The sequence below is a fragment of the Sulfitobacter sp. JL08 genome (assembly GCF_003352045.1).
Taxonomy (GTDB): domain Bacteria; phylum Pseudomonadota; class Alphaproteobacteria; order Rhodobacterales; family Rhodobacteraceae; genus JL08.
The window spans coordinates 564473-585337 of the sequence record NZ_CP025815.1 but is presented as its reverse complement, the minus strand read 5'-3'; the positions used below and the strand labels follow the sequence as shown (position 1 = coordinate 585337).

25 protein-coding genes and 1 pseudogene are annotated in these 20865 nt (G+C 57.6%); 4 read left to right on the top strand and 22 right to left on the bottom strand.

Annotated features, from left to right (window positions below; all coding sequences use genetic code 11):
- Positions 1 to 1110 (bottom strand): annotated as a pseudogene (locus C1J05_RS22205) (IS3 family transposase).
- 179 nt (positions 1111 to 1289) lie between these two features.
- Between C1J05_RS22205 and C1J05_RS03045 the strand changes: the two are divergent.
- Complete coding sequence (locus C1J05_RS03045) at positions 1290 to 2090, top strand: PRC-barrel domain-containing protein (protein WP_114868977.1); 801 nt, start codon at positions 1290 to 1292, stop codon at positions 2088 to 2090.
- A gap of 156 nt (positions 2091 to 2246) precedes the next feature.
- Here the strand turns inward: C1J05_RS03045 and C1J05_RS03040 are convergent, their stop codons facing one another.
- The 6 genes from C1J05_RS03040 to C1J05_RS21250 all read right to left on the bottom strand — a co-directional run bounded on the left by C1J05_RS03040 (position 2247) and on the right by C1J05_RS21250 (position 7262).
- A complete protein-coding gene (locus C1J05_RS03040) occupies positions 2247 to 2744 on the bottom strand; it encodes a pyridoxamine 5'-phosphate oxidase family protein (RefSeq protein ID WP_114868976.1) in 498 nt (165 codons plus the stop codon).
- 4 nt (positions 2745 to 2748) lie between these two features.
- Complete coding sequence (locus C1J05_RS03035; RefSeq protein WP_114868975.1) at positions 2749 to 2949, bottom strand: CsbD family protein; 201 nt, start codon at positions 2947 to 2949, stop codon at positions 2749 to 2751.
- A gap of 106 nt (positions 2950 to 3055) precedes the next feature.
- Positions 3056 to 4618: a phospholipase D family protein gene (locus C1J05_RS03030; protein WP_114868974.1), complete on the bottom strand. Its 1563-nt coding sequence runs from the start codon at positions 4616 to 4618 to the stop codon at positions 3056 to 3058.
- A gap of 63 nt (positions 4619 to 4681) precedes the next feature.
- Positions 4682 to 6469 (bottom strand): sensor histidine kinase, encoded by a 1788-nt coding sequence (locus C1J05_RS03025; protein ID WP_114868973.1) that lies wholly within the window; start codon positions 6467 to 6469, stop codon positions 4682 to 4684.
- Positions 6466 to 7047, bottom strand: coding sequence for an RNA polymerase sigma factor (locus C1J05_RS03020; protein WP_114868972.1), 582 nt, complete (start codon positions 7045 to 7047; stop codon positions 6466 to 6468). Before C1J05_RS03020 ends, C1J05_RS03025 begins: the two co-directional genes overlap by 4 nt.
- Positions 7044 to 7262 (bottom strand): NepR family anti-sigma factor, encoded by a 219-nt coding sequence (locus tag C1J05_RS21250; protein ID WP_254684688.1) that lies wholly within the window; start codon positions 7260 to 7262, stop codon positions 7044 to 7046. The genes C1J05_RS03020 and C1J05_RS21250 overlap by 4 nt, the downstream gene beginning before the upstream one ends.
- 45 nt (positions 7263 to 7307) lie before the next feature.
- On the opposite strand from C1J05_RS21250, the gene C1J05_RS03015 reads away from it, so the two are divergent.
- Positions 7308 to 8123 carry a response regulator gene (locus C1J05_RS03015; protein ID WP_114868971.1) on the top strand — a complete coding sequence of 272 codons (816 nt, stop codon included), beginning with the start codon at positions 7308 to 7310 and terminating at the stop codon, positions 8121 to 8123.
- An 85-nt stretch (positions 8124 to 8208) separates the two neighbouring features.
- Here the strand turns inward: C1J05_RS03015 and C1J05_RS03010 are convergent, their stop codons facing one another.
- A complete protein-coding gene (locus C1J05_RS03010) occupies positions 8209 to 8706 on the bottom strand; it encodes a Dps family protein (protein WP_114868970.1) in 498 nt (165 codons plus the stop codon).
- 79 nt (positions 8707 to 8785) lie between these two features.
- A complete protein-coding gene (locus C1J05_RS03005; protein ID WP_114868969.1) occupies positions 8786 to 8959 on the bottom strand; it encodes a DUF1328 domain-containing protein in 174 nt (57 codons plus the stop codon).
- 177 nt (positions 8960 to 9136) lie between these two features.
- Here C1J05_RS03005 and C1J05_RS03000 point away from each other — a divergent pair, with 177 nt between their 5' ends.
- Both C1J05_RS03000 and C1J05_RS02995 read left to right on the top strand, forming a co-directional pair.
- Positions 9137 to 9472: a DUF883 family protein gene (locus C1J05_RS03000; protein ID WP_162797894.1), complete on the top strand. Its 336-nt coding sequence runs from the start codon at positions 9137 to 9139 to the stop codon at positions 9470 to 9472.
- A gap of 4 nt (positions 9473 to 9476) precedes the next feature.
- A complete protein-coding gene (locus C1J05_RS02995; RefSeq protein WP_114868967.1) occupies positions 9477 to 9851 on the top strand; it encodes a phage holin family protein in 375 nt (124 codons plus the stop codon).
- 31 nt (positions 9852 to 9882) lie between these two features.
- Here the strand turns inward: C1J05_RS02995 and C1J05_RS02990 are convergent, their stop codons facing one another.
- From C1J05_RS02990 to C1J05_RS02930, 13 genes are all read right to left on the bottom strand, one after another.
- Positions 9883 to 10074, bottom strand: coding sequence for a PLD nuclease N-terminal domain-containing protein (locus tag C1J05_RS02990; RefSeq protein ID WP_114872070.1), 192 nt, complete (start codon positions 10072 to 10074; stop codon positions 9883 to 9885).
- A gap of 201 nt (positions 10075 to 10275) precedes the next feature.
- Positions 10276 to 11181, bottom strand: a complete 906-nt coding sequence (locus C1J05_RS02985) for an FAD:protein FMN transferase (RefSeq protein ID WP_114868966.1) — start codon at positions 11179 to 11181, stop codon at positions 10276 to 10278.
- Entirely contained in the window at positions 11178 to 11693 is a 516-nt protein-coding gene (locus C1J05_RS02980) for a nitrous oxide reductase accessory protein NosL (protein ID WP_114868965.1), read from the bottom strand. Before C1J05_RS02980 ends, C1J05_RS02985 begins: the two co-directional genes overlap by 4 nt.
- Positions 11690 to 12514, bottom strand: coding sequence for an ABC transporter permease (locus tag C1J05_RS02975; protein ID WP_441351681.1), 825 nt, complete (start codon positions 12512 to 12514; stop codon positions 11690 to 11692). Before C1J05_RS02975 ends, C1J05_RS02980 begins: the two co-directional genes overlap by 4 nt.
- Positions 12511 to 13410, bottom strand: coding sequence for an ABC transporter ATP-binding protein (locus C1J05_RS02970; protein ID WP_114868964.1), 900 nt, complete (start codon positions 13408 to 13410; stop codon positions 12511 to 12513). The genes C1J05_RS02975 and C1J05_RS02970 overlap by 4 nt, the downstream gene beginning before the upstream one ends.
- Entirely contained in the window at positions 13400 to 14659 is a 1260-nt protein-coding gene (locus tag C1J05_RS02965; RefSeq protein ID WP_114868963.1) for a nitrous oxide reductase family maturation protein NosD, read from the bottom strand. The genes C1J05_RS02970 and C1J05_RS02965 overlap by 11 nt, the downstream gene beginning before the upstream one ends.
- 3 nt (positions 14660 to 14662) lie before the next feature.
- Positions 14663 to 16576: a TAT-dependent nitrous-oxide reductase gene (nosZ, locus tag C1J05_RS02960; RefSeq protein ID WP_114868962.1), complete on the bottom strand. Its 1914-nt coding sequence runs from the start codon at positions 16574 to 16576 to the stop codon at positions 14663 to 14665.
- Between the two features lie 21 nt (positions 16577 to 16597).
- A complete protein-coding gene (locus C1J05_RS02955) occupies positions 16598 to 18778 on the bottom strand; it encodes a NosR/NirI family protein (protein ID WP_114868961.1) in 2181 nt (726 codons plus the stop codon).
- Positions 18775 to 19239, bottom strand: a complete 465-nt coding sequence (locus C1J05_RS02950) for a DUF2946 family protein (protein WP_114868960.1) — start codon at positions 19237 to 19239, stop codon at positions 18775 to 18777. The genes C1J05_RS02955 and C1J05_RS02950 overlap by 4 nt, the downstream gene beginning before the upstream one ends.
- Positions 19240 to 19399: 160 nt before the next feature.
- Positions 19400 to 19855 carry a YbaN family protein gene (locus C1J05_RS02945; protein WP_114868959.1) on the bottom strand — a complete coding sequence of 152 codons (456 nt, stop codon included), beginning with the start codon at positions 19853 to 19855 and terminating at the stop codon, positions 19400 to 19402.
- A 3-nt stretch (positions 19856 to 19858) separates the two neighbouring features.
- On the bottom strand, positions 19859 to 20131 hold the full coding sequence (locus C1J05_RS02940; protein WP_114868958.1) for a DUF6522 family protein: 273 nt from the start codon (positions 20129 to 20131) through the stop codon (positions 19859 to 19861).
- On the bottom strand, positions 20128 to 20361 hold the full coding sequence (locus C1J05_RS02935) for a hexameric tyrosine-coordinated heme protein (RefSeq protein WP_114868957.1): 234 nt from the start codon (positions 20359 to 20361) through the stop codon (positions 20128 to 20130). The genes C1J05_RS02940 and C1J05_RS02935 overlap by 4 nt, the downstream gene beginning before the upstream one ends.
- Before the next feature lie 27 nt (positions 20362 to 20388).
- Positions 20389 to 20808 carry an Rrf2 family transcriptional regulator gene (locus C1J05_RS02930; protein ID WP_114868956.1) on the bottom strand — a complete coding sequence of 140 codons (420 nt, stop codon included), beginning with the start codon at positions 20806 to 20808 and terminating at the stop codon, positions 20389 to 20391.
- Positions 20809 to 20865: the final 57 nt, after the last annotated feature.

Sequence of the window (20865 nt, the reverse complement as noted above, 5' to 3'; positions counted from 1 at the left end):
TTAGTGCATGATTGGTCTGGTTGCCATCGGAACGATGGTTTCCGGAGCCGGTGGGCGGTCGCCCAAAGCACTATGTGGTCGTTTGGTGTTGTAGTGTTTCCTCCATTGTTCGATCAGGATTTGTGCTTCGCGAAGCGAGTAGATGACCTCACCATTCAACAGCTCATCCCGGAGCCTTGCGTTGAAGCTTTCGCAATATCCGTTCTCCCAGGGCGACCCCGGCTCGATGTAGGCGGTCTTGGCCCCGACGGCTGTAATCCAGTCTCGGACGGCCTGAGCAATGAACTCGGGCCGGTATCTGACCGAATGTAGGCAGGAATGCCCCGCAGGATGAACAGGTCGGTCAGGGCGTCGATCACCTCGGCCGAGTTCAGCTTGCGGTTCACCCGGATCGCAAGGCACTCCCTGCTGTGTTCGTCCAGAATGTTCAGGGTTCTAAACGCCTTCCCATCATCAGTTCTGTGATGGACGAAGTCATATGACCAGACATGGTCACGATACTCCGGCCGCAGCCGAACACACGAGCCATCGTTCAGCCAGAGTCGCCCTTTCTTCGGTTGTTTCATCGGCACTTTGAGCCCTTCACGTCGCCACAGGCGTTCGACCCGCTTGTCGTTCACCAACCAGCCTGCATCCCTCAGCAAGGCTGGTATCGACCATACCGGCGGATCAGCTCGATCATGTCGGCAACCAGCCGGTCTTCATCGGCACGGCCCCTCGGAGCCTTGCGCTGCGTCGAACGATTTTGACGCAACACTCGGCAGGCCCGCCGCTCTGAGATGTCGAACTGACTTCGCACATGTTCAATGCAGGCACGACGACGCGAAGGGCTCAGTAGTTTCCCCGTGCAGCCTCAGACAGGATGAGCTTGTCCAGCGTCAGATCGGACACGGCGCGACGCAGCCGATCATTCTCCTTCTGAAGACGTTTGAGTTCCTTCAGTTGGTCCGTTCCCATTCCGCCATATTGCTTGCGCCAGCGATAAAATGTCTGCTCTGCTATCTGCACCTGGCGGATAGCATCAACACGCGGCATCCCTTGGCCACATAGCACCTCAACCTGCCGTAGCTTCGTGACAATCTCTTCCGGCTTGTGTCGCTTGATTCCCATCTTTGATCCTCCGTTTCCTAACTATAGGGGCGGACCACTTCAAAGGGGGAGGATCAAAACAGGCAATGCCGGCCTCCCGCTTTTTTTCCTGAATCCAGAAACTTTCACCCCCGCTCTGTGTTGATTTATCAAGCAGGGATGCGCCCTGCCTGAAAAGGAATTCAAGAAAGGAGTACACAATGAAACGCCTTTTAATAACCACAGCCCTTGTCGCGATGGCCTCTGGCCCAGTTGCGGCCGAGCAGTCGGTAAGCGACCTGTCGAAATCCGACATCATGCAATCCCAGGGCCACATGACGATCAAGGCATCCAACCTGCTTGGTCACCGCATCTATCTGCCCGGCTCGGATGATGCTGCAAACGCAGCCGGCACCTCACTGACCGAAGTACCGGATAACTGGACCATGGCCGGCGAAATCCGCGACGTTGTCCTTTCAAAAGATGGCCAAGTCGTAGCGCTGATCGTGGATGCCGGCGGATTCCTGGGTGTTGGCGAAACCGAGCGTAGGATCGATATCCAGAACGTGTGGTTCGCCCCAGATGTAGACGACACCGGAGAGCTTTTTATAGTCTACAATGGTGGCGAAGCCATGTTCCAGAAAACCGCCCGCTTTGACGATGAACTTGCCGAAAACGCAGGCGAGATGCGAGGCACCGAAAACATGGTTCTGAACCGTCCCGAGCCGGCAACCGTTGCCTTTGCCGATGTAACAACTGAGGATCTGCTGGGTGCAGCCGTATACGGCAAGAATGACGAATGGGTCGGCGAAGTCAGCGAGCTGACACTGGCCGAAAACGGCAAGATCGATGCGGTCATCATCGACATCGGCGGTTTCCTTGGCATCGGTGAAAAACCCGTTGCGCTGAGTGTGGATCAGGTCGATCTGCGCCGCGTCGAGGCAGAGGACACATTGCGTGCCTATGTCGATATGACAGAAGATCAGCTGGACGATATGCGCACCTGGAAAGGTGAAAGCTGAGTTTTAGGAACGTGGCGACACGTTCGTATCGAAGACAAACAACAGGGGGCGCGGATATCCGTGCCCCCTTTTTCACGTCTGGTTTCCCGCAGACAAAAAAACACCCGGCTCGGGGTCAAATCCCAAGCCGGGTGGCAATCTGCAAAAACAGTGTTTTCAGAACCGGACGACAGTATGTGCTCCGATATCGGGCTTTGCGTCCTTGTCCAGATTGGCACAGGCTATTTCAAGCCCGAACTGAAAGCGGCTGTTGGTCGCGCTCCAGACTTCGGCATCACGCAGCGACATTTCCAGCAACAACAGATCCGGATCATCGCGCCCTGTGAACCACGCGGCCGCAACCGCGTTCCACAACTCGTCCAGCATTTCGGAATTGTCGCTTTGCCGGATGGCTCCGCGCAGACACGCAAAATATCCTGTGTCTTCGCCCACAAGGCAGTAATGCGCTGTTGCGCCCTGCCCCACCTGGGCTGCCAGATCAGTTTTACGCGACGTGATAAACCACAAGACAGCTTTGCCCGCGTCGGCAAAATGGGTCATCGGGCGCATATGTGCACCCGACCCTTCTATCCCAAGCATTCCGGCGCGCACATGCGACAGCTGATCGAACAATTCTGATTTTGGTTCGTTTTCTGTGCGATATGTATCAGGCATGGCTTCAGCTTTCCGTCATGGACCAGCTATCGACTTCACGTTCCGCCTGTTCGCGGGTCTTGCCATAGCGTTCCTGAATTTTGCCAACCAACTTGTCGCGGTTGCCATCAACCTGCTGCAGATCATCGTCCGTCAGTTCACCCCACTGGGTTTTGACTGCACCTTTAATCTGCTTCCACGTTCCTTCTATTTGATCGCGGTTCATGACTGATCTCCTTTCATTTGGATAACTCTGAAAGAACAACGCACAACCCGCTGCGTGGTTCCCGACAAAGCGAAATACCAGACCAATGCTAGGGGCGCGATCGGGATCAGACGATGTCTTCGGTTAAACCCGGCATCGCGCGACCGAACTGTTCGGCGGGTTGCGTATCATGGGGCACCAGAAAGCCGGTGCGTTTGTCCGGCGCGCAGGTTGCATTCTGTTCCACCAAACCGCGCCACGCGACCACCGCCCTTAGCGGATCATAAAATTCCGGTCCTGCGTCCTGCCCCAGCCAGTGGCCGAACACACGTTGCCTTATCGCCCGGACGGTCGCGGCATCCTCGATCAGTACGCCGGCTTCGGTATCCCAGTAAAAGCTGCGCCCGTTCAGGTTGGCCGAAGATATGATGGCCGCGTCTTCATCGAAAACAGATACCTTTGCATGCACGTAGATGATCGGCGATCCGCACAGTTCATCCCGATCCCCGGTGGACGATGTATGCGGGCGCACGGGCGAACAGATCACCACACGATCCCCGAACCCCGCCTTGAGCGTGGCAAGACATTTTGCCTGTAGGTTTTCGCCATAACGTGCATCCGTCGATGTCGAACCTTCAAAGGCCACATCGTCAGGGGCTGCGGGCAGGGTCAGGATCAACGACAGTTCGGGGCGCAAACGAGCGGCCCGTGCCAGCGTTTTTGCAAACTTTTGATCCCGGAAGTACTGGGTTTCAAGATAGATCAGGTTGCGGGCCTCTCGGGCCAGACGATGGTGCGTTTGCGCCAGCCCTGTTGCCACGGGATGCGGCGACAAATACGGAAAATTCATTTTGCGCGGCACCGACAGCGTGGTCAGAAAACGGCTGTTGGATGGCGCGGCTTTCGCGCCGACTCCCATGTACAGAAAATCCTCCAGATGCTTCTGGGCGTCTTTGACAACCGCCCCTTCGCACATCATCTGCACATCGTGCCATGTTTCATCACGCTGCCTTTGATGATGCAGGTCGTCATAGCGCCGTTCATCCAGATCAAGCCCGCCGATGCACAAGGTCTTGCGATCGAACACTGCCATTTTCTGGTGGTGGGTTGCGGGCACGATCTCGCACGGGGGCCAAGGGCGTGCGGACAGTACGTCATCGTTCTTCCACCTCAGCAAAATGCGCAGACCGGGGCTGCATTCCAACACCCGTTCTCTTGAATCCTCGTTCATTGCGTTCAGCCTATCCGCATGTTCACGCAACTTTTTGTACATGCCCGGCCACAACAGCGCTTTGGGCAACAGCCCGGCGCGGGCCGTGTGAAGCGCATTGATGACGCGCAAACGTGCACGTGGCCCCGCCACTTCGGCGGCGGCAACAAAAGCCCGCCGCGACCGCCACGAGGTACAATGCAGGTCATGCCCGACCACAGGATCGAAGTCCGACAGGACCATGTGCACCGCCACACCGCGTTTCAGCACATGCACCATCAGATCAAACCAGTCTGTTCCGATGCGTTGTGCCGCCTTGCTGCGTAACCGCGTGGACAGATCAAAGATGCGGTAGCCGGCCCAGATTTCTTCGCGCGCTTCCAGAAACGCCTGCTCCATCGCCGGATAGGCTTCCTCGGCGGTGATCAGAAGACGCACGTTTGTAACCGGCGTTTTCAAAGAGATATCTGAGGAATTCATAAGCCAACCTGACACGAAACAAAATCTTGGACTAGTCCGATGACCCGACAGTTCGATCGGAAATCAGGCGTTTTCATCCTCGGGATGGAATGCCTCGAACGGGAAGGTCACAACGAACACGTAACGCCCGTTTTCCAGTAATTGTTCCACCGTGCCCCCCAATTGCTGGGAAAACGTCCGGATCAATTTGCGGCCCAGACGGACAGCACCCTGATCCGTGACTTCCTCGGAAACGGAATTGGCAAGTTCAAGGACAATGTCAGACCCGTCCGCCGTATCGGTTTGTTTCAGGCGAACATTGATAAACAATTCTCCGTCGCGGTTTTTCCCTGAATATTTCAGCGCGTTTGTGAATGCTTCGGTTGCAAGCATCGCCAACGGGCTGGCCTGATCGGGCACCAGCGTCACCGGATCCATATCGGTGGTCAGTTTGATCCCGCGCACTGTTTCGGACCCGATCGCAAGCAGCTGGGAAAACAGGCTTTCCAGAAGCACATCAATCCGCACATTCGACAGTTCGGTTGTCTGGTAGAGTGCCCGGTGCACGGTGGCGAGGCTTGACAATCTGTCCTGCACCGTGCGCAGCGCATCCCGTGCCTCTTTCGATGTGGCCTGCCGTGACTGCAAGTTCAGGATCGAAGATATCAGTTGCAGGTTGTTCTTGACCCGATGATGCACTTCCTTCAGCAGCACTTCGCGTTCGAAAACCCGGTTTTCCAGATCAGCCTCGTCGTTCAGAAGCTTGAATGCAACGCTATGGAAGGTGCGTGCGATCTGCTGAATCTCGGCCGGCGAATCGTTCAGCGCGTCACCGCGAAACGCAATTCGCTTGTCGGCGAAATCATGCATACTGCGCCCGAGCCTGCGCAACGGGCGGATCACCTGACGCTGGATCGCCATCAACCCGACCAACAGGCTGGTGATCCACATCAGGATCGGGAACATGATCGTTGCAGACGCGTATTTGACGCTTTGCACCAGTGGCGTCTCAGGTTTCCAGACACCCAGCGCATAGGCCTCTCCCGGGATGATCGGGACAAGGGCAAAATCGCGTTTGGTTCCCTGAACTGTCGGGGCGGTGAAGGCCTGTCTTGGCAGGCCGACCAATTCGCTCAGGGACCGGTCCACCGGCAACAGTTGCGAAACCTCCTCTTTGGGAACATCCGAGGTCAGTATCGTTCCTTCGGCATTGAAGGTCACAACGGTCGCTTCCCGCGCGATATCGATCCTGTTGCGTTCCCGCACCATCGGCTGTCCGGAAAAAGACAATGATACGAACCCCAGAAAATCCTGTTCCTTTCCATAGACAGGCTGACTGACAATGATCACGGGAATACCCGTCACTTCGCCTGACGGATTGAAAGACACCCGTTCCTGCGGGTTTTCAAACAGCTCTTTCGAGGACGGGTTATCGGAAAAATCATAGCGCTTGTCGAAATTGTTGCACACCGAAAGCCCGTCTGAATTGGTAAAGCCGACGAACAGGGTGTGCGGCGTGCTACGGGCCGCACGCTGCATCAGCGCAACACAATCTGTTGCAGCCGGATCAAGAACCGCGACCGCATCGGCCAGCCCGTTGGCCGCGCCAAAGGCGGCAATGATCATTTCACGTTCCGGTCTGACGATATCCGAGGTCTGCGCCTGCAAACTGGCCTGATAGGTCTGACGGGCGGCAGTGATCGCTTTTTGCGTCTGCACAACTGCCAGTAACCCAAGCGGCAACAACGCCAACGTCAAAAGGATCGCGACACGCACCGATAGCGATCGGGCGAGGCCGCTGGCCTTTTCCGGCGCGGCACCCGCCAAGGCGTTCAGGGGCTTTGACTGCCCTTGGCTGTGATCCTCGCTCATCCGGATCTTGGGTTGCTTGCGATGACGCCGATTGTGGCCTGATCGGTCAGTTCCAGCGCATCGTCATCGTTTAGCTTCAGCAACTCTACCAGAGTTTTGCGGCCGCGGTTGACCCGGCTTTTGATGGTGCCCACGGCCACCCCGCACATCTGTGCCGCATCGATATAGGAAAATCCCTGTGCCCCGACCAACATCAGAGCCTCGCGCTGTTCATCGGGCAGTTGTTCGAACATCTTGCGGAAATCGGCCATGGCCAGACGCCCGTCATGCGCCGGTTTTTCCGCGATCTGGTCCGTCAGCACACCGTCAATATCGGCGACTTCGCGTTTGGCCTTGCGGCGTTCGGAATAAAACGTGTTGCGCAGGATTGTGAACAGCCAGGCGCGCATGTTCGTGCCGGGCTGGAACTTGTCGATATTGGTCCAGGCCTTGACGACGGTATCCTGGACCAGATCGTCGGCGCGGGACACATCGCGGGTCAGGGACAGGGCAAAGGCCCGCATCGATTTGAGGTGTATGGCGATCTCGTCGCGCGGATCAAGCCGGGCGGGATCGTCTTCAGACAGCGCAACGTTCATTTGTCACCGCCTTGCTCTTTCAACTGGCGCAACAAAATCTTGAACCTTTCGGGAACCTCTTCATCTATGATATCATCATAGACGCGCTTGAGGTTCTCGCCGATCTGATCCTTTTGTCCGGCGCTTTTTTTGTCGGCGCCGCCGTCTTTATCTGTTGGCCCGGTCATGAATACACGTGCTACCTTTTTTGAAGTTACATGGAACCTAACGCTCAACTTGCGCGTTGGTTCCCGCGAAGTCATGAAAAATTTGGAGGGTTAATGAAAACCACGGAACCAGAGAACGATGTGACAGCACAGATTGCGGCACATCTTCCTTATCTCAGGCGCTATGCGCGCGCATTAACCGGCACACAAACCACCGGCGATGCCTACGCAGCCGCCACGCTTGAGGCGATCCTGCACGACCGATCCGTGTTCGAAACCGGTTTACCCGCACGCGTCGCCCTGTTTCGCGCCTTCCATCTTGTCTGGAACAGTGCCGGCGCGCCCGCCGATGCGCCAGAACAGGGGCTGGAACAGGCGGTGCACAGCCATATCGGTGTGCTGGCGCCTGACACGCGACAGGCGCTGCTGCTGAACAGCGTTGAACAGTTCAGCGTTCCCGACATCGCGCAAATCATGCAGATTTCGCAAGATCAGGTGGAATACCTTATTGATCTTGCCCGCCGCGAGATTGACGCAAGCGTCGCCGGCAAGGTTCTGGTGATCGAGGACGAGGCCATTATCGCAATGGATATCCACGACATCGTCACCTCAATGGGCCATCACGTGACCGGCATCGGGCGCACCCAGAAAGGTGCGCTGAAGCTCGGGCTTGCCGAGGCGCCCGATCTGATCCTTGCCGATATCCAGCTGGCGGACAACTCGTCCGGGATTGATGCGGTCAACGATCTGCTTGAACAGATCGGCCAGATTCCGGTGATCTTCATCACCGCGTTTCCTGAACGGTTGCTGACCGGTGAGCGCCCGGAACCCGCCTTTGTTATCGCAAAGCCCTATTCCGAAGATCAGGTGCGCTCGGCGGTCGGGCAGGCGCTGTTCTTTTCGTCAACCGAAACGCTAAAGGCGGGCTGACAAAAAAAGACCCTGCCGAAGGATACGGCAGGGTCAGGTAAAAGGGGCCGGGAAAAAGGGACGGGATCCGGCCCCGATCAAACCCTTATTCCGAGGCGATGGCGCGCAGCATCCATGCGGCCTTTTCATGAAACGCCGACCGCGCTGTCAGAAGATCCGCCGTCACGTCGTCATGTTCTTTTTCCGCGATCTTGATCGCGGCATGCATCCGGTGCGCCAGGCGCGCGTGATCCTTGACCAGATCTTCGACCATTTCGCGTGCGGATGGTGTCTGATCCAGATCATCAATCACACTGTCATGGGCAAGTGTCGCGAAGGACATTGGCGTCAGCTTGCCCAGAGCGCGGATACGCTCGGCCATCACATCAACGGCGCCAAACATCTCTTCGTACTGTTCTTCCGTCAGCTTGTGGATCGAATAGAACAGCGCACCTTCCACGTTCCAGTGATAGGCGTGGGTCTTGAAGATCAGCCGATAGGTGTCGATTACGGTATCCGACAACGCTGCGGCCACCGGTGCGGTATCTCTGACACCTGTGCCGACTTCGTTTTCTTCGGGAACGACGGTGAGGGCATCTGCCATGATGAAACTCCTTGTTGGTTAAACTCTGGTTTGCCTCCGGCTGGGCCAAAGGACAGTATTTAGGGAAAGTGGTGTTGTTCTAGCGCGGGGTGTTGCCGCGCAGCGCACGGGCGACCATGGCAATGACGAACAACGCCAGAAAGATGAAGAACAGGATCTGTGCGATCCCGGCTGAGGCTGTCGCGATACCGCCAAATCCGAAAACGGCGGCGATCAGGGCAACGACAAAGAAAACTACGGCCCAATAAAGCATGTCTTGGTTCCTTTCATATAATACGCGCCTCTCTGGCGCTCACTGCCCTATAAACGTGCGATGCACCGCGAAGTTCCGCAGAACGGGAAAAAGAATGGTTGGGCAACGGGCGGAACTTTATTGTCCCGTCTGCGTTGGCTGTGAGAAATGACAGTTGAAAATGAAAAGGAGACCACCATGGCCAGCACGCAAAAAAAATCTAATGGTTCTGTTTCGGCCCCGACAGCCGAAGATTTGGGGCAACAGCTTGAAACTCTGAAAGCGGACATCGTCTCGATCACGCAATCGCTGGGTGATATGGCAAAGGCGCAAGGCAATGATCTGAGCGCCGCCGCCAAGGAACGTGTCGCCGACGCCAAGGCCAAGGGTTCGGAACATATCGCGGATCTGAACGCACAGGCAGAGCATCTGGGCGCGCAGGCCGGTGAGTTCGTTCACAGGAAACCGGCTGTCGCGCTTGGAATGGCAGCAGGGCTGGGCTTTCTTGTTGGCCTCATGTCCCAGCGCCGGTAAAGACATGACCGGAGTTATTGATCATCTCAAGGCGCGCTCGGCCCATGCGGCCCGGCGCGCCGCGCTAGGGGCAGGCGCAACGGCCCTTATCATCGTGGGCGCAGGATTTCTGACCTCTGCAGCGTGGATGCTTCTGGCGCAAATGCAGTCGCCCCTGTTCGCGGCGACGATTATCGGCAGCGCCTATGTAGGCGTCGGATTGGTTTGCATTGGCATTGTCCTATCTTCATCCGATCAGACACCTGCGTCAACAGCCACATCGCACAGTTCCGAAAACGCAAACCGTGCAGCGGACCTGCCGCCTTTGGCCGAAGCATTCGTGTTTGGCCTCAATGCCGGATTATCCGCGGATCAGCGGCGCGCAAAAAGACCGCATTGATCAGATCAATGCGGTCCATCCGCTTGGCACGTCAGGCGCGACCCGGCGTAGAACGCGGACCCGCGAACAGCCAGATAATGAACCCGAGGATCGGCAGAATAAGCACCAGCAAGGTCCAAAGCACCTTCTTGCCCGTCGATGCGCCCGATCCGACGATTGATATTATGGCCCAGATGTCCAGAACCAGAACAATCAGTCCGCCAACTCCAGTGATTTCCACCATTTTCTTCTCCTTTTTTGCCGAATGGCTTTGTTGCATCGGACCAGAAGGTGAAACACGCCGCATGTAATGCAGGGCAGTTCGCTTTGCTTTTGTCCGGCACATCCCTGTTACAACGCGCAATCTGTCCCTTGGGTTCCATGCCAATTGGTGCGGGGAAAAGCGACACGACTTCCCGACATGTTCCGGCAAACCGTTTGTCTGTTATAGCATGACTTCGATTTCAGCGCCGCCAAAGGCCGCTACCGCAGCGCGCGCGGCATCTGCAACCAGCAGGCAACAGGCTGTCGACAGCCCGTCTGCCACAGCGGCAGAAGGGGCGCTGACCGAAACAAGCTTGTGTTGCGTACCGTTCAATATTGCTGTCGGATCAATAATGTGACCTGCGTTATCCGCCGTTGGGAAAATCGTTCCATCAGGCGCCGAAGTTGCAATTGCGCGATCGCGCAGCGCCACATGGTGCACAATCCTGCCGTCAGGCTGGCTGACCCCCGCCCGCCAGTCACGGCCATCGGGTCTTGGGCCTATCGCGGCGATTTCACCCATGTCGATCAGCACATTGTCCAGCCCGCGATCACGCAGCAATGCCGCAATCCGGTCAGTGATATAGCCTTGGGCAATCCCGTTCAGGGTCAGCGCCATGTCCGCACGCGTGAAGCGCACCATGCCGGCATCGAATTCAACATGCTGCCATCCAACCGCAGATCGTGCCGATGCGGGATCATCGCCCTTGGCCAATGCACGCCAGACCGGCTGAACGGTGGGATCAAATGCACCCAAGGTTGCCGCATTCATCGACCCGGACAGGCTGAGCACATGCAATAAATCGGCCGAGGGCGCGGCAAGTTGCCCGCTGGTGTTGAGCCTGACGATTTCGGATCCGTCACGATACAGGCTGAAGATGTTTTCCAGCCGGTTCAATTCCTGCTCGACCGCGCGGATCACCGGGTGCGCCTGATGCTGGGACAGCCCGCTTAACTGCATCGAGGCGCCAGCGCCAAGAGCGCGGCCCTGCCAGCGAACAACTTCTGTGGCCTGAGCTTGTGTGGCACACAATGTGCAGGCCGCAGAAATGGTCAGAAACCGGCGGCGGGACAGTGTCTGGGTCATGCGGGTGTCTCCAGTGGCTGTTCAAGGTCGACCGGCCCAAGGGCCGCGTCGTCTGGTATTGATCCGAAAGTCACCGCCTCGCCTCCGTAGGTGGCAATGAACGCCTCGGCCGCAGTCGCATCGGCGAACGGCACGATTTCGGGCGCGCCCATCCCACCTGCAACCCCCGCTCCGACCACAAAAACCGCGGTGTCAGCCACGATCCAGTTGCCGATACCGGGCTGGTCCCAGGATGGCGCCACGCCCATATCGCTGACATAAACCACCTTGATAGGGGCGTCCCTTTCCGGGCTTTTCACATAGGCAATTAGATCGCGCACCTGAGCAAAGAAAATCGGCTGCTCCATTCCGGCCAGATGGATCTGTCCTTTTGGCCCGCCATGTTCGGAAATGTTCATCTGGCAGAAATAACTCAGCGCTTCCTGGGTCAGTGGAACCGGATCGGGAATGGCGATTGTCTCTTCCTTGCAGGCGGCAAATGCGAGTATCGGGATCAGGATCAGGTGTTTCATGGCTCGACCCGTCTGAAGGCAGCGCAGGCCAATCCGAACCCCAAAAGCGGCCAGCTTAACAGTGACAGGGGGGCGGCCCAGACCGGTAGCATCTGCGCCGCTCCGGCCATACCACTTGCAAGCGCCACACCGTCCGAGGCAGCTACATTCCAGACCCGGAAGGCATCAGCCGGATTTGCGACCATAACCCATGGAAAAATCTTCTGGGTAAAGACGCCACCGTCATCCAGAACCACCGCGCCCAACAGGCCCAGATCAAACAAAACCACAAACACCAGCCAAAGCCCGGCAGCCAGACCGGCAGCGGCAGCGGGCGATTTCGCCAGTGACGACAGCGCGTATCCAAGCAGGACAAACACCGCCCCCAACAGCGTGGCCGTCACGATCAGACGGAACAGGGCCAGCACACTTTCGCTTCCGGCTCCGCCCGCCAGTGCGGCAACAACACCCGCGCTGCCCAAGCCAATGCAGGTCGCAATCCCGAGGGCAGCCAGATGCGCCAGAAACTTGCCGATCAAAATCTCGCCCCGCCCGGCCGGATAGGCCAGCAGCAAACCCAGTGTGCCGCGGTCCCGCTCTCCGGCGATCGTGTCAAATGCGATCATCAGTGCCAGAAGCGGCGCAAGGTATACGGCCAGCGTGGTCATCGACGATACAGATACCGTCAGCATATCGACGCCAAGCGTACCCGTCGGCGCGGACCCGGCAAAGGTCAGCGCCAACGCGAAAAGAACCATAATCGCGGTGGCCAGCACCAGCCACCAATTCCGCCGCAAGATCAGCATTTCGGCGCTGGCAATGGCAAAAACCCTTGGGATCATGTGTTTTCCCCTTTTGCATAGTGCCGGTACAAGTCTTCAAGGCGCGGCGGGATCATTTCGATATCGGCCACCGTGTCGCCCATCGCCGCGATCCGGCGCAGTTCTTCCATCTTGCGGTCCGCCTGACAGTAAAGCTCGACCGATGCGCCGTTGATCCGCGTGCCCCCAGTCGCATGTGCGATCTGGTCCGCCTGCCCGTCCCGTACCAGAATGCGCAGCCGCGTTGGCAGGCCTGCCACACGCGACAGGTTGGCCAGCGTGTCATCCGCAACCTTGACGCCCTGACGCAGAATCGCGATGCGGTCCGTCTGGGCCTCGACCTCGGTCAGGGCGTGGCTGGCGATCAGGACAGCAGTGCCTTGCGCCGCCAGTTCATCGATAATGGCATAAAGATCCTGACGCGAAATCGGATCAAGCCCGCTGGTCGGTTCGTCCAGCAATGCAACCTTGGGTGTGCCAAGCAGAACCTGGGCCAGACCCAGACGCTGCCGCATGCCCTTGGAATAGGTCCCGATGCGGTTGTCGGTGGCACCGGCCAGCCCGACCCGCTGCAACAGCGCTTCGATATCGGGCTTGGGCCCGCCTGTCAGGCGCGCAAACAACGTCAGTTGCTCTCGGCCTGTCAGCGTCGGATGGAAATTCACAGACTCGGGCAGAAAGGCGACGGCGGCGCGTCCCGCGCAGCTTCCGGGGCGGGCCCCGTTGATCGAAATTTCGCCGCTGTCCAGGGATGTCAGGCCAAGGATCAGCTTGATCAGTGTTGATTTTCCAGCGCCGTTGTGCCCCAGCAAAGCCACACGTTCACCCGCGCCAACACGCAGATCGATTTCGTTCAGCACCTGCATCTTTCCGCGCGTTTTACAGACTGACCGGATTATCAGCGTTTCATCCTTCATTGGGCACCTGTTCATTTACCGCCGGCATGTCAGCGTTCATTTTTGGGAAACTGTCGATCACCCCGCCGGGCAGCAGGGCCGGAAACGCGGCCTGTGACCATCTGACCAACTGGACTGCGGGCGAGCCAAGCAACAACTTGGCAGCGGGCTGCGTCCACAAAACGTGATCCATACTGTCATTCGGACGATAGGCGGTATCAGCGACACCGTCACCATCCAGATCATAGGCGGCAAAATCGCTCCAGAAATTGCCCTCCCCGTCTTTTGACCATTCGTCCCATTTGGTGCTGACATATTTCACCTGCGTCCTGTTGCCGACAAACGCGTTGCCGGTGATTTCGTTGTCAGCAGATCCGGCGGTGAAATGAATGCCGATATCACAGCGTTCAAACCAGTTGCCGGAAAAGGTGTTCTTGTTGGAATTGTACAGAAACGCACAGCGGTTTTTTCCGTTTCGAACGACGTTACCGGTGATTTCCGAATTGTTGGTGTAATTCATCATGATGCCATGTTCGCGGTCGTTCAGTGACAGGTTGTTGGTCACCTTGACCCGCTTGGAAAACATCACCGCATAGCCCAGATCGTTGCCGATCGACACGTTTCCGGACACTTCGGATTGGTTCGCATACATGTAATGCACGGCAAAACGCAGATCGCGAAAGCGGTTGCCGGTGAAAATGTTGCGCTTGGATGAGTTGACAAAAATACCATCCCGACCCCAGCGCACGTCGTTGCCTTCAACCACTGCGCCCGGTGCGTTCCAGACATAGATGCCGTTGCCACGGTCGTTCATGCGACGATCCTGTCGGCCTTCTATGCGGTTATCGGCGACCCGGGCATCGCGCGCGCCATGGATGTCGACGCCGTAAAGATTGCCCAGCAAAACGTTGTTGCGGACAATGGCGCCGGTTGCACCAGCTGTAAGCTGCACACCGGAATCGATGGTTTCGTGATCAGATCCGGACCCCACGATGGTCAGATCCTGTACCACCACATCAGGCACCGTCACGGTGACAACGCTGCCGTGTCCGCCGCCGTCCAGCGTGGCGTGGCCCTGCCCGTCAAGCGTAACGGGTTTGTCCAGCACAACGGTTTCGAAATAGGTGCCGGGCCGCAAGAGCAAAGTGTCGCCCGGTGCGGCCCGGGTCAGAGTTTCAGCGATGGCCCCCGTGCGCGCCGGTACATCCCACTCGGCCGCCCAAAGCGGCAAAGCAGTCAGAACCAGTGCAAAGGTCAGGGGCCAGCGCATGATTCAGCTTGCCCGCGGTTCGACGAACATGCGGCCGCGCATTTCCATGTGCAGCGCGTGGCAGAACCACTGGCAATAGTACCAGTGCACACCCGGTCTTGCTGCGGTGAAGGTCACCGATGCTGTCGCCTGCGGCCCGACTTCCATTGCGACGCCAAAGTTGGCCAGACAGAACCCGTGGGTGACATCGTCAACATCGTCCATGTTGGTGACATAGATTGTGACTTCATCGCCTTCCTGCACGGTGAATTTCTCCATTGAGAATTCCGGTGCGACCGAGGACATATAGACCCGGACCTTGTTCCCGTCGCGGATGATCTCTTCATGTCCCCAATCCAGATCGACGCCATCGGCTTCGGCCTGCTTGCGGGCGTCTTCCCACATCGGATCGGCACGATCCCATACATCAACCGGGTTCACGATATCCGCCCGCACGATGATACTGTCATGTGGTTCCGCAAAGGTTGGCCCGTCATGGACAACCCGCAACTCGCTTTCGGACAGGTCGATCACCTGTTCATTTTCGGGTTTCAGCGGCCCGGTGTTCAGGAACCTGTCTTTCGAGAACTTGTTCATCGAAATCAGCCACTTGCCATCGGCCTCTTTGGTTTCGCCCATCGAGGTAGAATTGTGACCGGGCTGGTAATGCACATCGACCTTCTGTTCGATCGGATCGACATCTTCGCCAGCATAGGCGCGCAACGCCTTGTCGATGTTCCACTTGACGATCTGGCTGTCCAGAAACAGCGTGGTAAAGGCGTTGCCCTTGCCATCGAACGCGGTGTGAAGCGGCCCAAGACCCAGCTGTGGCTCTGCGACGATGCACGATCTGGGGTCGGCATCGCTTTCGAACAGGGCATCAACCTTGGTCACGTCGATCACCGAAACTGTCGGTGACAGCTTGCCGTTGATCATGACGTGCTTGCCGTCAGGCGCGGTGTTACAGCCGTGTGGACTGTTCGGGATCGGGATGTAGCGTGTGTAGTTCTTGTTCTGGCCCTTGCGCCCGTCAATCACAGGCACGCCGTTCAGAACCTGCACGTCGCCATTGGCCACGCCTTCCTCGATTGCCTTGATGTTGAACACGACCACATGATCCATCTCGTTAGATGTCATTTCGGCCAGATTCATACCCATTTCCGAGTTGTAGCTGGTCGAAAAGGCGTATTTGCCCTGATAGTCGCAATCTGTGTTGTCAAGGTTCCCCGACACGATCACCTGCCACGAAATGGTCATTTCGTCACCGTCGATGGCGGTGAAGATGTTCACGTATTGCGACGGATCGTCCAACACCTTGCCGTCGTTGACCAGCGGCGCTTCGTGTTCGCCATTGGCAAAAACATAACCGGTGCGCGGATATTTCTGCGGGCGCATGCCGTGGATGTCATGCGCGTTCGGAATTTCGATGATCTTGTCGCATTTCATCACGTCACAGCGCACTCGGGCAACGCGCGTGTTGGCCTTGTCGTTCATGAACAGATAGCGCCCGTCATAGGTACCATCGGTGAAAGACATGTGCGGATGGTGCAAGTCACCGTTGTCATAGGTAACCTTGCCATTCGCAGCGAGGAATTCCTTGGTTTCGGGCAGCAGGCCCTCGGTCAGCACCTTCAGGCTTTCGTTGGTCTGGCCCCAACCGGTGGCCGAGCAGCGGTTGAACACCGGCACCCGCATCAGTTCGCGCATGGACGGAAAGCCCAGAATGCGCAGTTCGCCGGTCTGGCCGGATGACCAGAAGCCGTAATACTCGTCCAGCTCGCCGGGTTCGAGGTTGATCTTGCCCGATGCCTGCGCCGCGGTGCCCGCACTGTTCATCAGACTGCCGCCGATGCCGGTTCCGGCCAGCATTGCGCCCGTTGCGGTCGCGCCCAGCATGGCGCGCCGTGTCAGGGCGAGTTCCTTGAAAGATTTTGACATTATGTAGTCCTCCTTTGAAGTTTAGGTTTCAGCCGGCTTTTGGGGCGGGCCTTTTTTCAGAATATCGTCGCTGACCTTTCCGACAGCGGCGCGTCGTTTCAGTTGCCGGATCACGACCGGGCATTTGGCATCAGACTGGTAAAGCACCTGGCAGTGCAGACAGTTGACGCATTCGTTGGGGTTAATTTCGCCGGTGGGGTGGATTGCCTGAACCGGGCATTCGTTGGCACAGGTCTGGCACGGGCTGCCGCATTCCTTGTAGCGGCGCAGCCAATCAAACATCCGCATCCGTGCGGGGATCGCAAGCGCACCGCCCAGCGGGCAAAGGTAGCGGCAGTAAAACCGTTCCACGAACAGGCCGATGACCAGAAGGCTGACGGCGAACACGACAAACGGCCAGTCGCGCACGAATTTCAGGATGATCGCCGTTTTGAAGGGCTCCACTTCGGCCAGCTGTTCTGCCAGCGGGATCGATGCCAGCGACACACCAAAGAGGCCCAGGAATATCATGTACTTGATTGGCCACAGACGCTCGTGCAGACCCCATGGCACTTCCCATTGGGGCAGTTTCAGCGCGCGCGCGATCTGGTTGGTCAGTTCCTGCAGCGCACCAAACGGGCACAACCAGCCACAATAGGCTCCGCGACCCCAGAACAGCAGGGCCGCGGCGATGGCGAACCACTGGATGAAAACCAGCGGATCAAGCAGGAAGGCATCCCATGTGAAACCGCTGCGCAGAGATCCGGCCAGCGCCATCAGGTTGACGACCGACAATTGCGCATTGGCATACCACCCGATGAAAAACAGGCTCATCGTCAGAAATCCGATCCGCACCCAATAGAACACCCGCGGGTTGGCGGTCGCCTGAAATTGGAAGAAAAAGATTCCCGTCAGCGTTAATAGCATCACGCCAAGGATCACGATTTCGACAATCCGGTCGCGCCAGATGCGTTGCCACAGCGCCGCCTTGGCCGCTGCTTCGGCGCTGGCATCTTCGACCAGCGGTGCGGCGGTCGCGGGCAGCGGCAACAGATATCTCTTGGGCAGGGTATAGCCCAGATCAAATGTCAGAAACGTCTTTTCAACCGCACCGATGGCACGCTGCACCAAAAGTTGCAGGCGAAACGGTTCGGTCGGATCGAATTCCGCGTCGGCAGGGATTTTGAAGATATCAAGTTCTGTAAAACTGGGTGCATCCGGCGCCGCCAGACTGCCCAGACGTCTTTGTTGTTTGTCAAAGAAACGAACCGAATTGTCGCCCTGGATCATCTGAATCCGGTCGAAAATGCCGCCCCGGACATACCCAGAGCCTTTGAACGAATAAGAGCCGCGACCAAGCACCAGAATGGCGTGTTCGCCGTCTTCTAGCCAGTTTTTCAGGTTTTTGTATTCGGCCTCTCCCAGCAGCGACCGGCCAATGGACGGTACCGAAACAAGCGCCAGATGCATGTCGATAAAGGTTTCTTCTGCATCGCCCGGTTCCGGGCGTTTGATGGCACGGGCATCGCCTGTTGCCTCAAACGCGGCATTCACCTGCCCAACGTCCAGCGTCAGGCGGCGCACCGATCCGTCGCCGGACAAGGTGGTCCAGTCGTAAATCTCGTCCTGCGCCATATCCAGTTCGCGCCGTGGTCCTTCGGCCTGATGCGGTGCAAGCCCGCCCAGCGCCAGCGCCCGCGCAACCTTGATCCCGGCGCGCACAAGACTGTCGTCTATGATCATGATCGTCACTGTCGCACCAGAGATGATATCCAGATCATGCGCATCACCACCCGATGCGGCTTCGGCCTTGAGATCAAGACCTTTGTAACCTTCGGTCAGCGCCGTTATCTTCGAATTGGGAATACCAATCAGCACGATAGGTTCAGAGTGCTTGACCAGTTCTACGCCCGTCAGAACCGCGTCTGCATCAATTGCCGCAACCACATGGATCGGCTTGCCCGAATACCCTGTCGTGCCGACAAAATCGGATGTCAAAAAGGCCCAGGCGACAGTTTCGCCACCCTTGAGGACCGGTGCCACGGCGATATCATCACGCACCGGGCCAAAGGCGTCGGCCTCCGGATGCATCTGGGTCGGATCAAGTTTTGGAAGGAAGCTGGCCAGCGTTTCCGCTTGGGCTGGCAGGGTCGCGGCAAAAAATGCCGAGATGATGATTATCAAGGCTGTAAACCAGCCTCTTGTGGCACGCATGGCTGTCATGTTGCCGCTCCCACTTCTTGGGTTGACGACACCATGGGCGCGCAACTTGGTTGATATGCTGCATCTGCTTTGCCCATAGGGGGCCCGCGGCTATCGGGCCAGAATTGCGCAGTGTTTCTTACAACGGGGTCGGGCGTTTTGGGCGTCAGCTGCAATGCCATCGCACCAAACGGGCCAAATTCGCTTTTCTGCTCTGGCGCAACAGCCTGACTCAACGCGCACAAGGCGCAAACCGGGCAATCCGGCACGTTTCTGTCTTGGCTGGCATCGGTTTCGACCAGCACCTCGACTGCGCCAAACTCGCTGCAAATCGTCATCCAGACGCCACCGTTCGACGCTTGCGCGACCAGCGGTGAAAACAGTTGCACCAGCAACAGGAATATCCCGGCAGCAGCCCCATAACGGCTGCCGAACCGGGCGCGCCGGTGCAATGCGTACTGGAAGCCAGATTTCAGGGACATGAGCGGGAGAGAGCCTTGATCGATCAGAAGATGCCCTCAACCTACAGCCACGAATCTAGGTGAGCCTTGATTTTTGTCAGGTCGAAGCCGATTGGTTTGCTGGCTTGCCCCATGCCGTGCGGTTGTAGGAAACCTTGCACAGGCCCAATTTGCCGACAGCCTAGCTGGGGCGGCTTAGAATAAATATCGCCGCTGCGATCAGGCAAACCGCCTGCACGGCAAGAATGCTGATAGGGACAGACATCGCGACGGACAAGCCAAAGGCGAAACACATCATGGCCATGGCGATGCGTTTATAGCGCGGCGCAATGGCGCCTCGCGCTTTCCAGTCAGCAATGGCAGGCCCAAAGGCGCGACTGTTTTCCAGCCGCATTTGCAGGGAGGGCACGCTTCGCGAAAACGCAAATGCGGCAAGAATTGCAAATGGCGTTGTAGGCAACACCGGAAGAACCACGCCCAGAACAGCAAGCCCAAGTGCTGCGCCACCCAAAACCTGCCACGCCAGTCGCCGAACAAGACCGCCCTGACGGATCAATTCCGGCTGGCATTCGGAACGTCCGGCTTGGCGGTCTTGGGGACACGCAAAGGCAGCAATCTGATCCCGCTGCAAATCCATAGTCTATTTCGTCCCTGCATTGCGACGCGGCGCATTGAACGTCGACTGACTGAGTATTTGCCCGCTTCCATCAAGGGTAAGCCGCAACGCCCGGTCTTGATGAAAGAACGTCAATCTCCAGCGCCCTTCGTCTTCATCAACGCCCTTTGCGCACCGCGACGTCATACCACCGGATTTCATCAGTTTCTGAACATCAGCTTCGGTAAGAGCGAACGCTTTGGCCACCAGACCCGCATCCACAATGAACCCGTCACTGCCAACATCAACATTTGTCACGGCGTATCTTTCCAGTAGTTGTTGGCTGCCGCCACGGTTGCGAAATGGGTGGCGACAACGTGGCTTGCCGCGATCAGGGCATCCGAATCTTCGGCATATTCAGGCCGCAGGCGCTCACGCGTTTCCGCGTCCGGCTGCGTCAGCTTGACCGCAACACGCGAAAGCTTGATCGCCAGTTCATAACCTGCTTGCGGGGTTTCGGTGATCAAAGTCGGGAGCCATTCAGACATGGTTTATCCTTCCGATTTTGTCAGGGATCAGGCCGGCGTTAAACTGTCGGCAAGTGCAATATCGGCAAGTGTGGAACGATCGAGATCGGCAAGAAACGCCTGCTCGGCTGCACGCAGACGCACCTTCAATCGGCATCGCCTGCTGATCGTGCAATCACTGTGCGCGGACCCGAAACATTCGACGATCGGCTGGTCTTTTTCCAGCACTGCAACAATGGTGCCCAAGCGCAATTGATCCGCCGGTTGCGCCAGCACGGCCCCGCCACCGCCGCCGCGTCTTGTCCTGACGATTTCCGCACGGGCCAGACGCTGCATGATCTTGCTCAGATGGTTGCGTGACAGCCCGAATTCCTCTGCCAGCTCGGCGGTGGAAAACGCGCGCTCCGGTGCACTGGCCATTCGCATCAGCATGCGCAAACCGTAGTCGGTAAATGTTGTCAGACGCATCAGATATCCTCTGGCCTCAATGGGTATTTAAAATACCTATTAACAGATACGCTGAGA

Coding starts and splice junctions, on each gene's coding strand:
- C1J05_RS03045 (WP_114868977.1), top strand. CDS start 1,290: ATGAAACGCCTTTTAATAACCACAGCCCTTGTCGCGATGGCCTCTGGC.
- C1J05_RS03040 (WP_114868976.1), bottom strand. CDS start 2,744: ATGCCTGATACATATCGCACAGAAAACGAACCAAAATCAGAATTGTTC.
- C1J05_RS03035 (WP_114868975.1), bottom strand. CDS start 2,949: ATGAACCGCGATCAAATAGAAGGAACGTGGAAGCAGATTAAAGGTGCA.
- C1J05_RS03030 (WP_114868974.1), bottom strand. CDS start 4,618: ATGAATTCCTCAGATATCTCTTTGAAAACGCCGGTTACAAACGTGCGT.
- C1J05_RS03025 (WP_114868973.1), bottom strand. CDS start 6,469: ATGAGCGAGGATCACAGCCAAGGGCAGTCAAAGCCCCTGAACGCCTTG.
- C1J05_RS03020 (WP_114868972.1), bottom strand. CDS start 7,047: ATGAACGTTGCGCTGTCTGAAGACGATCCCGCCCGGCTTGATCCGCGC.
- C1J05_RS03015 (WP_114868971.1), top strand. CDS start 7,308: ATGAAAACCACGGAACCAGAGAACGATGTGACAGCACAGATTGCGGCA.
- C1J05_RS03010 (WP_114868970.1), bottom strand. CDS start 8,706: ATGGCAGATGCCCTCACCGTCGTTCCCGAAGAAAACGAAGTCGGCACA.
- C1J05_RS03005 (WP_114868969.1), bottom strand. CDS start 8,959: ATGCTTTATTGGGCCGTAGTTTTCTTTGTCGTTGCCCTGATCGCCGCC.
- C1J05_RS03000 (WP_162797894.1), top strand. CDS start 9,137: ATGGCCAGCACGCAAAAAAAATCTAATGGTTCTGTTTCGGCCCCGACA.
- C1J05_RS02995 (WP_114868967.1), top strand. CDS start 9,477: ATGACCGGAGTTATTGATCATCTCAAGGCGCGCTCGGCCCATGCGGCC.
- C1J05_RS02990 (WP_114872070.1), bottom strand. CDS start 10,074: ATGGTGGAAATCACTGGAGTTGGCGGACTGATTGTTCTGGTTCTGGAC.
- C1J05_RS02985 (WP_114868966.1), bottom strand. CDS start 11,181: ATGACCCAGACACTGTCCCGCCGCCGGTTTCTGACCATTTCTGCGGCC.
- C1J05_RS02980 (WP_114868965.1), bottom strand. CDS start 11,693: ATGAAACACCTGATCCTGATCCCGATACTCGCATTTGCCGCCTGCAAG.
- C1J05_RS02975 (WP_441351681.1), bottom strand. CDS start 12,514: ATGATCCCAAGGGTTTTTGCCATTGCCAGCGCCGAAATGCTGATCTTG.
- C1J05_RS02970 (WP_114868964.1), bottom strand. CDS start 13,410: ATGAAGGATGAAACGCTGATAATCCGGTCAGTCTGTAAAACGCGCGGA.
- C1J05_RS02965 (WP_114868963.1), bottom strand. CDS start 14,659: ATGCGCTGGCCCCTGACCTTTGCACTGGTTCTGACTGCTTTGCCGCTT.
- nosZ (WP_114868962.1), bottom strand. CDS start 16,576: ATGTCAAAATCTTTCAAGGAACTCGCCCTGACACGGCGCGCCATGCTG.
- C1J05_RS02955 (WP_114868961.1), bottom strand. CDS start 18,778: ATGACAGCCATGCGTGCCACAAGAGGCTGGTTTACAGCCTTGATAATC.
- C1J05_RS02950 (WP_114868960.1), bottom strand. CDS start 19,239: ATGTCCCTGAAATCTGGCTTCCAGTACGCATTGCACCGGCGCGCCCGG.
- C1J05_RS02945 (WP_114868959.1), bottom strand. CDS start 19,855: ATGGATTTGCAGCGGGATCAGATTGCTGCCTTTGCGTGTCCCCAAGAC.
- C1J05_RS02935 (WP_114868957.1), bottom strand. CDS start 20,361: ATGTCTGAATGGCTCCCGACTTTGATCACCGAAACCCCGCAAGCAGGT.
- C1J05_RS02930 (WP_114868956.1), bottom strand. CDS start 20,808: ATGCGTCTGACAACATTTACCGACTACGGTTTGCGCATGCTGATGCGA.